Origin of the sequence: Croceicoccus bisphenolivorans, from assembly GCF_001634625.1 — a bacterium.
GTDB lineage: Bacteria > Pseudomonadota > Alphaproteobacteria > Sphingomonadales > Sphingomonadaceae > Croceicoccus > Croceicoccus bisphenolivorans.
On the sequence record NZ_LRSE01000013.1, the window covers coordinates 74,864 to 89,954 of the forward strand.

The window sequence follows — 15,091 nt, forward strand, 5'->3', positions numbered from 1 at the left end:
TCCGTTCCCGGGACAGAGTGAAGTTTTTCACAATTCCGCCTCAATTCACCGCATCGGTCCAACGGTTCATCTGAAAGACAGATTCGAGAACTCGACGTTAACCTTCGCCCTGTTAGCCAAAGTGCCGACGGGAAAACTTCGCACCCCCAGCGGAGTTGAAAGGGACACGGGGTCTTGACGTGACACAGGTCGCCAGCGGGCTATCGGCCCGCCTGCAGAACTGGTTTCCGGATCGCGAATTCATCATGCGTTCGCAGGGGCAGGTGCGGTTCGTCCGCATCAGCGCCAAGTTCCAGAAGCGCGGAGCCGCCGCGATCGCCGCATTGGCGATGGTGTGGACCGGCACGATGGCCACGGCTCTCGTGAACGAATGGCTGCAGCACCAGAACGCTGCCGAACTCGCCACTCGCGAAGCCAAGATCGCCACCGCCGAAAGCCGCGTCGCCGCTTATCGCGACGATCTGGGCGAAGTTGCTTCCGATCTTTCCCGCCGCCAGGATTTCATCGACGACATGGTCGAAAGCCACCTCGGCACGCTGCCGACGGTGAAGGACGTGACCGGCGTGCAGGACAGCACCGCCGAAACCCGCAAGACCGTGGACAAGGTCAGCGCCGCCGTTCCCGAAGCTTCGGGTCTTGCCCAGATGGAAGCGCGCCAGCTCGCCTTCGTCGAAGCGCTCACCCGCCTTGCCGACAAGCGCGCCGCGCGGGCGGAAGCAGCGATCCGCACCATCGGGCTCGATCCGAAAGCGATCGTGCGCAACACCGCCAACGCCGCGATGGGTGGCCCGTTCGAGGCTTTCACCACCGGCAGCAAGTCGCTTGACCCGCGCTTCGAAAAGCTCGGCGTGTCGCTTGCGCGGATGAGTGCGCTCGAACGCGGGCTTCAGGGTATCCCGAACGTTCTGCCCGCCAGCATCGACATGATCTCTTCTGGCTTCGGCTATCGCCGCGATCCGTTCAACGGCCACGGCGCCATGCATGCCGGCCTCGATTTCCGCGGCCCCATCGGCACGCCGATCCACGCGGCGGCCAAGGGCAAGGTCAGTTTCGTCGGCTGGAAGGGCGGATATGGGCGCTGCGTCGAAATTCGCCATGGCAATGGGCTGATGACCCGCTATGCTCACATGTCGAAGTTCGAGGCGAAGGTCGGCGATCCGGTGAATGCCGGTGACATTGTCGGCCGAATCGGTTCTTCCGGCCGTTCGACCGGCCCGCACCTCCATTTCGAGGTTCGCATCAATAATCGCGCGGTCAATCCGCGTCCCATGCTGGAAAAGGGCGCAAGCCTTCTTGGAGCAAAGCGTGTTCTCGCAGAAAAACAAGACGGCGGAGCCGACGCGCCCGCAAAGGACGGCTAATCCCGTGGCAAGCAATTCAACGTTTTCGGTGCTGGGTGCCGACCTCAAGATCAAGGGTGACATCACCGCATCGGAAGATCTCCACATCGACGGCAGCGTCGAAGGGGACATCGATTGCGGCACGCTGGTTCAGGGTGAGCAGAGCGCGATCACCGGCTCCATCAGCGCGGATTCGGCCCGTCTTGCCGGCACGGTCGAAGGGTCGATCACGGCCAAGACCCTTGTCGTGCTGAAAAGCGCGAAGATCACCGGCGACGTATTCTACGACACGCTGACCATCGAACAGGGTGCGTGTGTCGAGGGAAAGTTCGCCCAGCGACCGCATGGCTCCGCAAAGAAGGCAGACGAGCCGGTCCTAAGCCTGGCCAACTGAACTTTCTGGATAGCGACGAGGAGCCGGTGCCGGGGGGTTAGACCTCAGGCGACCGGCTCTTCCGATTCTGCGGCCAGCTCGGCGCGCAGGGCCTTGCGATCCAGCTTGCCGATCATCGTCTTGGGCAATTCGTCGCGGATCTCCACAGCGCGAACACGTTCGTGCTTGCCGACGTGCGTGTTGATCCAGTCGCGCAATGTCGCTTCGTCTTCCTCCGCACCTTCGGCCAGCGTCACGTAGGCTTTCGGAATCTCGCCAAGGTAATCGTGCGGCACGCCGATGACGAGTGCTTCGCGGATGGTCGGGCGGGAAAGGATGATCTCCTCGATATGGCTGGGGAACACCTTGAACCCGCCCACGCTGATCATGTCCTTGATCCGGTCGACGATGGTGACGAACCCGTCGGCGTCGATCGTGGCGACATCGCCGGTGCGCAGATAGCCATCCTGAAATACCGTGCCGCCTTCGGGCCTGTTCCAGTAGCCTTTCATCGTCTGAGGGCCCTTCACCGCCAGTTCGCCCGGCTCTCCGGCAGGGGCAAGCCGCGTCGGGTCTTCCTTGTCCAGCAGGCGCACGCGCGTCCCCGGCAGGGGCTGGCCGATGGTGCCGGGTTTTTCGGAATCCCAGCCATCGAACGGGTTTGTCGAAACGATTCCGCTTTCGGTCAGGCCATAGCCTTCGACGATGTGTGCGCCCGTGCGTTGTTCGAACCGGCGCTTCAGCGGCAGCGGCAACGGCGCGCCGCCGGAAATGCAGACGCGCAGCGAATCGAAATTCGTCTTCGCGATATCGGGATGGTCCAGCAGCGCCTGAAACATGGTCGGCACCGCGGGAAAGGACGTGGCGCGCACGCGGGCCAGCGCCTTCAGCGTCTGGCGCGCATCGAAACGCGGCAGCATCACGATCATACCGCCGTCCAGCACCGTGCGGTTCAGCACGACGACGTTGGCAAAGACATGGAACAGCGGCAGGACGCCAAGCATGATGTCCCGCTCCCCCCGATGCACATCGACCCGCAAGGTCTGGCGCGCATTGACGGTCATGTTCTGGTGGCTGAGCATCGCGCCCTTGGGCCGGCCCGTCGTTCCGCCGGTGTAGATCAGCAGGGCAATGTCGTTTTCGGGGTCGATGTCCACCGGATCGGGCTGGCCGCATCCGGCCACGAACCGGTCATACGGAACAACGCGGCTGTCGCCCGAGGGTATCTCGGCCAGCTGGTTGCGCCCGACAATCCGCAATAGCGCGGACTTCAGCCGCGGCAGCATGTCGGCCAGCCCCTTCACCACCAGCGTTTCAAGGGCCGAGCAGTCGAGCACTTCGCGCGCGGTCGGCAACAGGGCGACGGAATCGATGGTGAAAAGGATCTTCACGCCCGAATCCTCGACCTGCGCGGCCAGTTCCTCCACCGTGTAGAGCGGCGAGAAGTTCACCACCGTCGCCCCGGCGATCATCGTCCCGTAATAGGCGGCGAGATAGACGGGCACGTTGGGCAGGTAGAGACCGACCCGGTCCCCCTTCCCCACGCCGGCACGTTGCAGCGCGGCGGCGACCTTTCGCGCCTCTTCCCGCATATCGACGTAGCTGGTGCGCCGTCCGTAAAAGTCGGCAATCTTGCGCGTACCGGCCAGACAGACGCCGCGTTCGAAAAGATCGGGCACTGACAGTGGCTCGAACTCGCTGTCCCATGCGATCGGGTGGCGATAGTTTACCGGCGTTGCCTCCCGCGGCCATTCGCCGGGAAGCATCCTCTCCATGTTATTTACATTCATGTCAGTTATTGTGGACCTTTATCGGTCCGGCGGCAAGGTAGCCGCCTCGCACGCGCAGCAAAAGGCCCGGCTCCGCATGGGTGCGGGCCGGGCCTTTCGAATACCGTAACGTAACCTGCCGAAGGCGGGCTTATTCCTCGGGAATGCCTTCCTCGCGGCGGGCGGCAAGCCATGCTTCGGCTTCCGCTTCCTGTGCGGCGACAACGGCTGCGCGGGCAGCGTCCTCACGCTCTTTCTTTAGCTCGTCGATCAGCGCCTGCTTGTCGTCGACCAGCTTGGAATCGGGAACGGCCGAAGCCTCGATACCGGCCTTCTTCGCGGCCTTGGCAACGGCGGCGTCAAGCTCGCGCTGCGAACACAAGCCCAGCGTCACCGGGTCCTTCGGGTTGATGTTCTGGATGTTCCAATGCGAGCGTTCGCGAATCGCGCCGATGGTGTTGCGGGTCGTGCCGATCAGCTTGCCGATCTGCGCGTCCGACATTTCGGGGTGGTTGCGCAGGATCCATGCAATGCCGTCCGGCTTGTCCTGACGCTTCGACACGGGGGTGTAGCGCGGACCCTTGGTGCGCTGGATCTGCACCGGCGCCTTGTGGATCTTCAGCTTGTAGTTCGAATCGTTCTGACCCTTCTCGATCTCTTCATGGGTCAGTTCGCCCGCGCGCACCGGATCGCGGCCCGTGTACTTCGCACCGGCCAGATCGTCGGCCATTGCCTGCACTTCCAGAATATGGAGGCCGCAGAAGTCGGCGATCTGTTCGAACGTCAGGCCGGTATTGTCGACCAGCCAGCTCGCCGTGGCGTGCGGCATCAACGGAGTGGCTTGTTTCTGGCTCACGTGGGCATCCTTCCGGACAAGGCCCGGCGCTATGTTTTGGAAAGCTTCCGGGCGGAAAAACGATAAGGGCCGCCCCTTCCGGAGCGGCCGCTTGCACCGTGGCATTTAGGGGATGTACGGCATTTGGGCAAGGGCGCATTCGTCATGCGCCTGTTCGGCCCTCATATGTCCAGCACGATCTTGCCGATATGATCCCCGCCATCCATGCGGGCATGCGCACTTGCCGCATCGGCCAGCGGGAAGCTTTTGTCCAAGACAGGCCGCAACTGGCCACTGGCGACAAAGGGCCAGACCGTGCCGCGAATCTCGTCGGCAACGGCGCTTTTGAAAGCCGCCGAACGCGGGCGCAGGGTGGAACCGGTTAGCGTCAGGCGCTTGGTCATCACCTTGTGCATCGGAATCTGCGCCTTCACTCCGCCCATGACCGCGATGGTCACATGCCGCGCATCGTCCGCCATACAGGCGATGTTGCGGGCAACGTAATCTCCGGAGATCATGTCGAGCACGACATCAACCCCGCGTCCGCCGGTGATGCGGGTCACTTCCTCCACGAAATCCCGGGTCTTGTAGTCGATGGCGTGGTTGGCGCCGATCTTGCGCGCAGCCTCACACTTTTCCTCGCTGCCACAGGTCACGATCGTGCGCAGGCCGAACAAGTGCGCCAGCATGATCGCCATCGTGCCGATTCCGCTGGTGCCGCCGTGGACCAGCAACCAGTCCCCCTCTGCCGCCAGCCCGCGTTCAAAGACATTGTGCCAGACGGTAAACACCGTTTCCGGCATCGCCGCCGCCTCTGCCAGCGAAAGGCCATCGGGCACCGGCAGGCAATGGCCCGCGTTCGCGACGCAATATTCGGCATAACCGCCGCCGATCACCAGCGCGCACTGCCTCGTTCCGGCGAGCGCAGCGTCAACGCCCTCGCCCACGGCAACGACGGTGCCGGCAATCTCCAGCCCCGGAATATCGGGCGCGCCCGCCGGCGGCGGGTAAAGGCCCTTGCGTTGCATCACGTCCGGCCGGTTCACACCGGCATGCGCAACCTTGATCAGCACCTCGCCAGCCCCCGGCGCAGGCACGGGCACTTCTTGCGCGACGAGCACTTCGGGGCCCCCTGCCCCGTCGCACAGGATCGCGGTCATTCTATCAGGCAACACGGCTTCCCCCTGGCTAGTTGCATGCCTCGATTGTGGATTTCGCCACAATTGCACGGTGGAGTAAACGCGCTGCCCGTTGACAGCAAGCTGCAGAGACCCAAGATTGTCATCAGCAGTATGGACGACGACGATCGCCCCCGGACCCGCGGCGACAATGCCAGCCGCCTCACCAGCGAAAGCCTGGACAGCTATTCGCAGGACGAGCTGGAAATTCGCATTTCTCAGCTGGAGGCGGAAATCGTCCGCTGCCGTTCCCACATGGACAAGGCGGTGGCGCACAGATTGGCCGCCGACGCACTCTTCGCCCCGAAAAAGGCGGAACCACCGGCATGACGCGCGTGCGGCCTCGCCCTGATCTGGCGGGCTGGCCTGCATTCGTCGCATTTTTCTTTACGCAGGTGCGGCATTTGTGCTGCATTGCAACAAGGAGTTTGTTTGCCCTTCGTTCAGACCCTTTGGGTTATAACGAAATCAAGGGAATCGGACTCACTTCCTTAGGCACAGAAAGGGCCTGACACGATGCCATCATTTGCCCAAAGCCTCGAAAAGACGCTTCACACGGCGCTCGCCAATGCTGCGGAACGCAGCCACGAGTATGCCACGCTGGAGCATCTTCTTCTGGCACTCGTCGACGATCCCGACGCGGCGCAGGTCATGGAAGCATGCGGCGTCGATCTGCCCGAACTGACCAACGTGGTGAAACAGTACCTGGACCAGGAATACCAGTCGCTGAAAACCGCGGAGAAGGCGGACCCGTCCCCCACTGCAGGCTTCCAGCGCGTGATCCAGCGTGCGATCCTGCATGTCCAGTCTTCGGGCAAGGACACCGTGACCGGCGCGAACGTGCTTGTCGCCCTGTTCTCCGAACGTGATTCGTATGCCGTCTATTTCCTGCAGCAGCAGGACATGAGCCGCCTCGACGCCGTAAGCTACATCAGCCACGGCATCGGCAAGTCGGGCCGCGCGGTCGAACAGCGCCCGGCCAAGGGCGCCGACGAAGAAGCGAAGCAGGAGGAAAAGACCGAGAGCGCGAAGGGCAAGAAGGAAACCGCCCTCGACCAGTTCACGGTCAATCTCAATGAAAAGGCGCTGGCCGGCAAGGTCGATCCGCTGATCGGACGCGGGCCGGAAGTGGATCGCACGATCCAGATCCTGTGCCGCCGGTCGAAGAACAACCCGCTCTATGTCGGCGATCCCGGCGTCGGCAAGACGGCGATTGCCGAAGGTCTGGCCCGCAAGATCGTCGAAGGCGAAGTGCCCGAAGTCCTGATGGACGCGGTGATCTACTCGCTTGACATGGGCGCGCTGCTGGCGGGCACCCGTTATCGCGGCGATTTCGAGGAACGGCTGAAGCAGGTCGTCAACGAACTGGAAAAGATGCCGGAAGCGATCCTGTTCATCGACGAGATCCACACCGTTATCGGTGCGGGCGCCACCAGCGGCGGCGCGATGGATGCATCGAACCTGTTGAAGCCGGCCCTGTCGGGCGGATCGATCCGCTGCATCGGGTCGACCACCTACAAGGAGTTCCGCAACCACTTCGAAAAGGACCGCGCCCTGCTGCGCCGGTTCCAGAAGATCGACGTGAACGAACCCACGGTCGAGGATACGATCAAGATCCTGAGGGGTCTGCGTTCCGCGTTCGAGGATCACCATCAGGTGAAATACACGCCTGACGCGATCAAGACGGCGGTGGAGCTTTCGGCCCGCTACATCAACGATCGCAAGCTGCCCGACAAGGCGATCGACGTCATCGACGAGGTTGGCGCGATGCAGATGCTGGTTCCGCCCAGCCGCCGCCGGAAGACGATCACCGCCCGCGAGATCGAGGCCGTGATCGCGACGATGGCGCGCATCCCGCCCAAGTCGGTTTCGAAGGACGACAAGAAGGCGCTCGAACACCTTGAGCGCGATCTGAAGCAGGTCGTCTACGGTCAGGACAAGGCGATCGAGGTTCTGTCGACCGCGATGAAGCTTAGCCGTGCGGGTCTGCGCGATCCGGACAAGCCGATCGGCTCGTTCCTGTTTTCCGGCCCCACCGGCGTCGGCAAGACCGAAGTCGCGCGCCAGCTTGCCTCCATCATGGGCATCCCGCTGCAGCGTTTCGACATGTCCGAATACATGGAGCGTCACTCGGTTTCGCGCCTGATCGGTGCCCCTCCGGGCTATGTCGGGTTCGATCAGGGCGGCCTGCTCACCGATGCCATCGACCAGCAGCCGCACTGCGTGTTGCTGCTGGACGAGATCGAGAAGGCGCACCCCGACCTGTTCAACATCCTGCTGCAGGTGATGGACAATGGCCGGCTGACCGACCACCACGGCAAGACCGTCGATTTCCGCAACGTAGTCCTCATCATGACGACCAATGCGGGTGCGGCGGACATGGCCAAGAGCGGGATCGGCTTCGGCGACGTATCCAAGGAGGATGCGGGCGACGATGCGGTGAAGAAGCTGTTCACGCCGGAATTCCGCAACCGTCTCGATGCGATCGTGCCCTTCGCCTACCTTGGCAAGGCGATCGTTTCGCGCGTGGTCGACAAGTTCATCCTCCAGCTCGAACTGCAGCTGGCGGACCAGAACGTACACATCCAGTTCGACACCGATGCCCGCAGCTGGCTGGCCGATCGCGGCTATGACAAACTGTATGGCGCGCGCCCGATGGGCCGCCTCATACAGGAAAAGGTCAAGCAGCCGCTGGCGGAAGAACTGCTGTTCGGCAAACTGGCGCAGGGCGGCGAAGTCCACGTCTCGGTCAAGGACGAGGACGGCAAACCGGTGCTGGCATTCGAACTGACGCCGGCACCGCCCAAGGTGGTGAAGCGTCGCAAGACGAAAGCGAAGAAAGTCACGCCAGCCAAGAAGCCGGGCGAGACTTCGAAGTCGGGCGACGACAAGGCTGAATAAGCCTGCCCCACACAGTCGATGAGCGGAAAGGCGGTCCTGCGGGGCCGCCTTTCTCTTTTCAGGCCGAACGCTTGCGGATGGTCTCGACCATCGCGGCCACCTGTTCGCGCGTCGCTTCCAGCGTGGTGCCGGTATCGATCACGTAATCGGCCCGCCGGCGCTTTTCGGCATCGGGCATCTGGCGGGCAAGGATGTCCTCGAATTTCGTTTCCGTCATGCCGTCGCGCGCCAGCACGCGGCGGCGCTGTTCCCCTGCCGGAGCGGAAACGACGGCCACGGCATCGAGCCCCGCCGTACCCGTGCGTTCGAACAGCAGCGGCACATCGAACACGACCAATGGCTCGTGCCAGTTCGCATCCATGAATTCGCCACGTTCGGCAGACACCACCGGATGGACGATAGCCTCCAACCGGGCCAGTGCATCGGGATCGCCGAACACGATTGCGCCAAGCTCTGCCCGTTTCACGCCATCGGGGCCGGTCGAACCGGGAAAGGCCGCCTCGATCGCGGGCAAAAGCTCTCCGCCCGACCCCTGCATCCGGTGCACTTCGGCATCGGCGTCGAAGACCGGCACGCCAAGATCGCGCAGCATTCCGGCCACGGTCGATTTGCCCATGCCGATCGATCCGGTGAGGCCAAGGATGAAGGGGCGCGGGCCGGAGCGGGTCATGCCGTCAGGATCCGGCGAAGGTCGACATCGCCAGCCTCACGCGGGGCGGGAACGCCGAAGAACCGTTCGAACGCAACGGCGGCTTGCCCGATCAGCATGTTCAGCCCGTCGATCGTGCGAAAGCCGCGCTTGGCCGCTTCGGTCAGGAACGGCGTTGCCAGCGGCGCGGTGACGATGTCGTAACAGATCGAACCGGGCGGAACGTGGCTGAATTCCAGCGCAAGTTCCGGCTGCCCCACCATGCCGAGCGATGTCGCGTTGACGACAAGGTCGAGGCACCCCTCGCGGTCGTCGAATTCGAAATCGGTGCGTTGCGCAAAATGATCAAGCGGGGCGACATGGTGTTCGCCGCCGGGATCGAGCTCGTCCAGCAGGGCGCGCGCCTTGTCGGGATCGCGGGCCGCGACGACGAGGACGAGTCCCGCATCGGCCAGTGCGGTGATGATCGCCCGCGCCGCCCCGCCGGTGCCGATGATCCGCGCCATGCGGAAATAGTGTGCCTTAGCCAGATCGTCCCGCAACGGTTCGAGGAAGCCGGCAGCGTCCGTATTGGTGCCCGCCAGCAAGCGATCAAAGGCGGGATAGATCGTGTTGACGGCACCGATGCGGCGAGCAGTTTCGTCGATGGAATAGAGCAGCGGCATCACCGCCTGCTTGTGCGGCATGGTCACGTTGCAACCGCGCCAGTCGGGATCGCTTCTGCGCTCTGCCAGATAATCCGCCAGTTCGGCGGGCCTGACATGGCAAAGCCGGTACTCGGCATCGATTCCGGCCTTTTCCAGCCAGAAGTTATGGATCGCGGGCGACTTGGACTGTGCGATGGGATCGCCGATCACTTCGGCATAGGCGAGGCTCATGTCGGCAGCTCGCCTTCCGCGCGCAGGGCACCCAGCACTTCGAGAAGCGGCATGCCGAGCACCGTGAACTGGTCGCCGGAAATATTCTCGAACAGTTGCGGGCCAAGCGCCTCGATCCGGAATACGCCGACGCAATAGCCGACTTCGGGCCATTCGGCATCGAGATACTGTTCGATGAAGGCGTCGGTCAGTTCGCGCACCTTCAGTTCGGCCAGATTGACGGTGCGGAACACGACATCTCCGTCGCGAGCCAGTGCGGCGCCGCTGTGAAGCCGCATCGTCTTGCCCGAAAAGAAGCGCAAGTGCCGCGCAGCATCCTCTCGCCCCTGCGGCTTGTCGAACCGCTGGCCATTCACGACAACAAGGGAATCGCTGCCCAGCACCAGCGAGCCCGGCCTTGCGGCGGAAACGGCCAGTGCCTTTGCTTCGGAAAGCGAGGTTGCGACAGTCTCGGGCAACGCGCCTTCGAGTGAAGCCTCCAGCGCGCGTTCGTCCAGATCGGCGGGCACCGCCTCGAACGAGACGCCGGCAGCCGTCAACATCGCCTGACGCGACGCGCTTTTCGATGCCAGCACGATCATACCGGTTTCGGCCCCGCCCGTTCGATCCGGCGTTCGTTGTGCAGGTTGATCACGGCGGCAGCGGTTTCCTCGATCGAGCGGCGGGTCACGTCGATGACCGGCCAGTTGTTGTCGGCGAACATGCGGCGGGCATAGCGGACTTCGTCGTCCACCCGCTCCTTGTCGACATATTCGGTATCGGGCGCCTGATTCAATGAAAGCAGGCGGTTGCGCCGTACCTGCACCAGCCGGTCGGGCGATGTCGTCAGGCCGACGACCATCGGGCGTTTCAGCCGGTAAAGTGCAGTAGGCGGCGGCGATTGTGGCACGATCGGGATATTGGCGACGCGAAACCCGCGATTGGCGAGATAGATCGCGGTCGGCGTTTTAGATGTGCGTGAAACGCCGGCAAGGATGATGTCGGCCTCTTCCCATTCCTCCCACAACAGGCCGTCGTCATGCGCGATCGTGTACTGGATCGCCTCCACCCGCGCGAAATAGGCATCGTCCATCTGGTGCTGGCGACCGGGCCGATGCAACTGTTTCTGGCCCAGCACCCGCGACAGGCTGTTGGTCACTGCATCGAGCGCCGATACGGTCGCAAGGTCCGCCTCGGCGCAGGCCGCTTCAAGCTGTGTCCGGATTTCCTGGTTCACCAGTGTAAAGATGACGAGGCCCGGATATTGCGTGATTTCCGACATGATCCGGTCAAGATGCTGGTGCGATCGCACCATCGGCCAGAAATGACGCTCCACATCCACGCCCTCGAACTGCGATAATGCGGCCTTGGCGATCATCTCCAGCGTTTCGCCGGTCGAATCGGACAGGAGATGAAGGTGAAGCTTGGTCATCGGTACCCGGCAGCTTGTGGACAGACCGCGGGATAAACCACGGGAGAGGCATGCGGACAAGATGAAGGGCCAATTCCCTCCCCGCTATCCCTGATTCCGTACGGGGTATTTCTGGACAGGAACAACTATCACCCACAGCCTGTGGAGAAGGCGAACAAGTTTCGTTTGACCGCGCAAGAGTCGGGATTCGGATGACCGCATTGCCAGTGGCCTTTGCCGGATAAATCGGGCAGGGCGCGCCAATCCCCGATATCCACAGGGCCAACAGACTCCATCAGCCCTTTTAAAATCATATTTATTGTTGTCTGGAAGCACGCATGCCCGGTCTTTTGCTCGATACCCTGAAAGGGACAAACGCGTCCCGCCGTCCGCTCTGGCTCATGCGCCAGGCAGGGCGATACCTGCCCGAATACCGTGCGCTTCGTGCGGAAAAGGGCGGTTTTCTCGCGCTGGTCTATGACAGTGAAGCGGCGGCCGAAGTCACCCTGCAACCCATCGACCGGTTCGGCTTCGATGGCGCGATCCTGTTCTCCGATATCCTGATCGTCCCCTATGCGATGGGGCAGGACCTGCAGTTCCTTGCCGGCGAAGGGCCGCACTTGTCGCCGCGCCTTGCCGATGCCGCGCTTTCCGCGCTGGAAATGGTGCCCGAACGCCTGACTCCGATCTATCGCACGGTGGAACTGTGCGTAAAGCGGCTGGACGATACGAAGACGATGCTGGGCTTTGCCGGTTCGCCGTGGACGGTGGCGACCTACATGGTGAACGGGGAAGGCAGCCGCGACCAGCACGAGACGCGGGCCATGGCCTATCGCGATCCACAGGCGTTCGGCGCGATCATCGATGCGATTGCCGACGTGACGGTCGAATACCTGGTCGGGCAGGCGAGGGCTGGGGCCGAAGCGGTGCAACTGTTTGATTCGTGGTCAGGAAGTCTGGCACCGGATGAATTCGAACGCTGGGTCATAGCGCCTAATGCGGCGATCACGGCGCGGTTCAAGGCGCAGTGTCCCGACGTTCCCGTCATAGGTTTTCCGAAGGGCGCGGGCGAGAAGCTGGCGGCTTACGCGCGCGAAACCGGCGTCGATGCAGTGGGCGTCGACGAAACGGTCGATCCGGTCTGGGCCGCGCGTGAATTGCCCGCAAACATGCCGGTTCAGGGCAATCTCGATCCGCTGCTGCTGCTGGCAGGCGGGGACCGGCTGGCACAGCGCGCGCGCCATGTGCTCGACGTGTTCGCCGACCGGCCTCACGTGTTCAATCTGGGCCACGGCATCGGGAAAGAGACCCCGATTGCCCATGTCGAGGAACTGCTGGCGACCGTGCGGAGCTGGTCGCGCTGATTTTTTGCCGTTTGCGGGGGTTTGCGCGAGGCGCCGGCCGTCCTATCTGACGTTTCATGCAGGAGATCCTGTCCTTGCTCTATCCATGGCTGAAGGTTGGCCATCTGGTCTTCGTGATCTTCTGGATGGCGGGGCTGTTCATGCTTCCCCGCTTCTTCGTTTATCATCAGGAAGCACCGGCAGGGTCGGAAGAGGCGGCACGCTGGGTGGAGCGTGAGAAGCGGTTGGTGAAGATCATCCTCAACCCGTCGATCGTGCTCGTCTGGGCGTTCGGGCTGGCACTGGCCTTCACCATCGATGCGTGGAGCGCGGGGTGGTTTCACCTCAAGCTGCTCTTCGTGCTGGTGCTTTCGGGCTATCATGGCTGGATGATCGGCTATGCGAAAAAGCTGGCCTGCGGGCAGCCGAACCTTACCGGCAAGCAGCTGCGCCTGTTGAACGAAGTGCCGGGCATGGCCGCGATCCTGATCGTCACGACGGTGATCGTGGGCAAATATTACCTCGCCTGATCGCGATTCAGCCCCGTTGCCGCGCGTGGGCAATTGACGCGGGGCACCCCTGAGCATATCTGGAAACGGACGGCATCCTGCCGTGGATCGCTGGAACGGCGATCAGGTCCGCTTTCACCAAGCCCATAGACCAAGGCCCCGCAACAGCCTTTACGAACCGACGGTTCGAGCAAGGCGGGGGACCTGCCAGACTCCACACGGAAACGAAAATGCACCTCAAGGAACTCAAAAAGAAAACCCCCGCCGAGCTGGTCGAGATGGCCGAGGAACTTGGCGTCGAAGGCGCGTCGACCATGCGCCGCCAGGACCTGATGTTCGGGATCCTGAAGGAAGTTGCGGAAGACGAGGAAATCCTCGGCATCGGCACGATCGAAGTGCTGCCCGACGGTTTCGGCTTCCTGCGCAGCCCCGAAGCGAACTACCTCGCCGGGCCGGACGATATCTACGTTTCGCCAAACCAGGTCCGCAAGTTCCAGCTGCGCACCGGCGACACGGTCGAAGGCGAAATCCGCGCCCCGCGTGACGGAGAGCGCTATTTCGCCCTCACGAAGCTGTTGAAGGTCAATTTCGACGATCCGGACGTCGTGCGCCACCGCGTCAACTTCGACAACCTGACGCCGCTCTATCCGGACGAGAAGCTGGTGCTCGATGCCGTCGATCCGACGGTGAAGGACAAGTCGGCCCGCGTCATCGACATCATCTCGCCGCAGGGCAAGGGCCAGCGCGCGCTGATCGTCGCGCCGCCGCGCACCGGTAAGACCGTGCTGCTGCAGAACATCGCCAAGGCGATCACCGACAATCATCCCGAAGTGTTCCTGCTGGTCCTGCTGGTGGACGAACGTCCGGAAGAAGTTACCGATATGCAGCGTTCGGTGAAGGGTGAGGTGATCTCCTCCACCTTCGACGAACCGGCGCAGCGCCACGTGCAGGTTGCTGAAATGGTTATCGAAAAGGCCAAGCGCCTGGTCGAGCACAAAAAGGATGTCGTCATCCTGCTCGATTCGATCACCCGTCTTGGCCGCGCCTACAACACCGTCGTTCCCTCGTCGGGCAAGGTGCTGACCGGCGGTGTCGATGCGAACGCGTTGCAGCGTCCGAAGCGCTTTTTCGGTGCGGCCCGTAATATCGAGGAGGGCGGCTCGCTTTCCATCATCGCCACCGCGCTGATCGATACCGGCAGCCGCATGGACGAGGTTATCTTCGAAGAGTTCAAAGGCACCGGTAACTCGGAAATCGTGCTCGACCGCAAGGTTGCGGACAAGCGCATCTTCCCGGCGCTGGATGTCGGCAAGTCCGGCACGCGCAAGGAAGAGCTGCTGGTCGGCAAGGACAACCTGTCGAAGATGTGGGTCCTGCGCCGCATCCTGATGCAGATGGGCACGGTCGACGCGATGGAATTCCTGCTCGACAAGATGAAGGATTCGAAGACCAACGAAGACTTCTTCGCCACCATGAACCAGTGATCGGCAGGGAGACTGTGTGAGGCAGCTGCTTTATACCAGTACGGCGACACCGGACATCACGGAGCGTGATGTGCGGCTGATCGTCGGAGCCTCCCAGTACCGCAACGCGATCGAAGAGATTACCGGCATCCTGCTTTTCGACGGACAGCGATTCCTGCAGTTCGTCGAAGGGGCAGGGCCGGCGATCACCGCTCTCATGCACCGGCTATACGGCGACCCTCGTCACGGCGATATCGTGGTTCGCCATGACGTGATGGTCGAACGGCGGACCTTCCCGATCTGGTCGATGCGCTGGGTCCATCTGGCAGATAGAGTCGAAGCGCGGCGCGAAACGATTGGCCGGACTATCCCGACCACGCTCGACAGCAAGGTGCAACGCGAAGTGCATGGCTTCGCGTCGCTTGGTTGACCTGCTGCCGGGTTGACCGGCGGGGGGGGGGGG

At 62.7% G+C, this 15,091-nt stretch carries 15 protein-coding genes; 8 read left to right on the forward strand and 7 right to left on the reverse strand.

The annotated features are described in order from the left end of the window. Positions 1-179: 179 nt before the first annotated feature. Together A7A77_RS13665 and A7A77_RS13670 are read left to right on the forward strand one after the other, a co-directional pair. Positions 180-1,361, forward strand: a complete 1,182-nt coding sequence (locus A7A77_RS13665; protein WP_245638486.1) for a M23 family metallopeptidase — start codon at positions 180-182, stop codon at positions 1,359-1,361. 4 nt (positions 1,362-1,365) lie between these two features. Further along, on the forward strand, positions 1,366-1,734 hold the full coding sequence (locus A7A77_RS13670) for a bactofilin family protein (RefSeq protein ID WP_066559363.1): 369 nt from the start codon (positions 1,366-1,368) through the stop codon (positions 1,732-1,734). A gap of 44 nt (positions 1,735-1,778) precedes the next feature. Here A7A77_RS13670 and A7A77_RS13675 read toward each other — a convergent pair whose 3' ends face one another. The 3 genes from A7A77_RS13675 to A7A77_RS13685 form a co-directional block, all read right to left on the reverse strand. Further along, complete coding sequence (locus A7A77_RS13675; protein ID WP_245638487.1) at positions 1,779-3,488, reverse strand: long-chain-fatty-acid--CoA ligase; 1,710 nt, start codon at positions 3,486-3,488, stop codon at positions 1,779-1,781. Positions 3,489-3,633: 145 nt separating this feature from the next. Then, positions 3,634-4,311 (reverse strand): DUF1013 domain-containing protein, encoded by a 678-nt coding sequence (locus A7A77_RS13680; RefSeq protein WP_066559371.1) that lies wholly within the window; start codon positions 4,309-4,311, stop codon positions 3,634-3,636. A gap of 188 nt (positions 4,312-4,499) precedes the next feature. Further along, positions 4,500-5,477, reverse strand: a complete 978-nt coding sequence (locus A7A77_RS13685; RefSeq protein ID WP_066559374.1) for an NAD(P)H-quinone oxidoreductase — start codon at positions 5,475-5,477, stop codon at positions 4,500-4,502. Between the two features lie 132 nt (positions 5,478-5,609). On the opposite strand from A7A77_RS13685, the gene A7A77_RS18335 reads away from it, so the two are divergent. Both A7A77_RS18335 and clpA read left to right on the forward strand, forming a co-directional pair. Next, on the forward strand, positions 5,610-5,825 hold the full coding sequence (locus tag A7A77_RS18335) for a DUF1192 domain-containing protein (RefSeq protein WP_066559482.1): 216 nt from the start codon (positions 5,610-5,612) through the stop codon (positions 5,823-5,825). A 186-nt stretch (positions 5,826-6,011) separates the two neighbouring features. Next, positions 6,012-8,396, forward strand: coding sequence for an ATP-dependent Clp protease ATP-binding subunit ClpA (clpA, locus tag A7A77_RS13695; protein WP_066559378.1), 2,385 nt, complete (start codon positions 6,012-6,014; stop codon positions 8,394-8,396). Between the two features lie 58 nt (positions 8,397-8,454). Here the strand turns inward: clpA and coaE are convergent, their stop codons facing one another. Genes coaE through A7A77_RS13715 form a run of 4 tightly spaced genes read right to left on the reverse strand, consistent with a single transcriptional unit; the run spans position 8,455 to position 11,334 of the window. Beyond that, on the reverse strand, positions 8,455-9,066 hold the full coding sequence (coaE, locus tag A7A77_RS13700) for a dephospho-CoA kinase (RefSeq protein WP_066559380.1): 612 nt from the start codon (positions 9,064-9,066) through the stop codon (positions 8,455-8,457). Continuing rightward, positions 9,063-9,923, reverse strand: coding sequence for a shikimate dehydrogenase (gene aroE, locus A7A77_RS13705; protein ID WP_066559382.1), 861 nt, complete (start codon positions 9,921-9,923; stop codon positions 9,063-9,065). Before aroE ends, coaE begins: the two co-directional genes overlap by 4 nt. Further along, on the reverse strand, positions 9,920-10,504 hold the full coding sequence (locus A7A77_RS13710; protein ID WP_066559391.1) for a Maf family protein: 585 nt from the start codon (positions 10,502-10,504) through the stop codon (positions 9,920-9,922). The genes aroE and A7A77_RS13710 overlap by 4 nt, the downstream gene beginning before the upstream one ends. Then, positions 10,501-11,334, reverse strand: coding sequence for a pyruvate, water dikinase regulatory protein (locus A7A77_RS13715; protein WP_066559394.1), 834 nt, complete (start codon positions 11,332-11,334; stop codon positions 10,501-10,503). Before A7A77_RS13715 ends, A7A77_RS13710 begins: the two co-directional genes overlap by 4 nt. 317 nt (positions 11,335-11,651) lie before the next feature. Here A7A77_RS13715 and hemE point away from each other — a divergent pair, with 317 nt between their 5' ends. The 4 genes from hemE to A7A77_RS13735 all read left to right on the forward strand — a co-directional run bounded on the left by hemE (position 11,652) and on the right by A7A77_RS13735 (position 15,058). Next, the gene (hemE, locus tag A7A77_RS13720; RefSeq protein WP_066559397.1) at positions 11,652-12,677 is read left to right on the forward strand and encodes a uroporphyrinogen decarboxylase; all 1,026 of its coding nucleotides are present in this window, start codon (positions 11,652-11,654) and stop codon (positions 12,675-12,677) included. A gap of 56 nt (positions 12,678-12,733) precedes the next feature. Further along, positions 12,734-13,186 carry a CopD family protein gene (locus tag A7A77_RS13725; RefSeq protein WP_066559399.1) on the forward strand — a complete coding sequence of 151 codons (453 nt, stop codon included), beginning with the start codon at positions 12,734-12,736 and terminating at the stop codon, positions 13,184-13,186. 209 nt (positions 13,187-13,395) lie between these two features. Continuing rightward, a complete protein-coding gene (gene rho, locus A7A77_RS13730; RefSeq protein ID WP_066559401.1) occupies positions 13,396-14,649 on the forward strand; it encodes a transcription termination factor Rho in 1,254 nt (417 codons plus the stop codon). 16 nt (positions 14,650-14,665) lie between these two features. Then, positions 14,666-15,058 carry a BLUF domain-containing protein gene (locus A7A77_RS13735; protein WP_066559404.1) on the forward strand — a complete coding sequence of 131 codons (393 nt, stop codon included), beginning with the start codon at positions 14,666-14,668 and terminating at the stop codon, positions 15,056-15,058. Positions 15,059-15,091 lie beyond the last annotated feature (33 nt).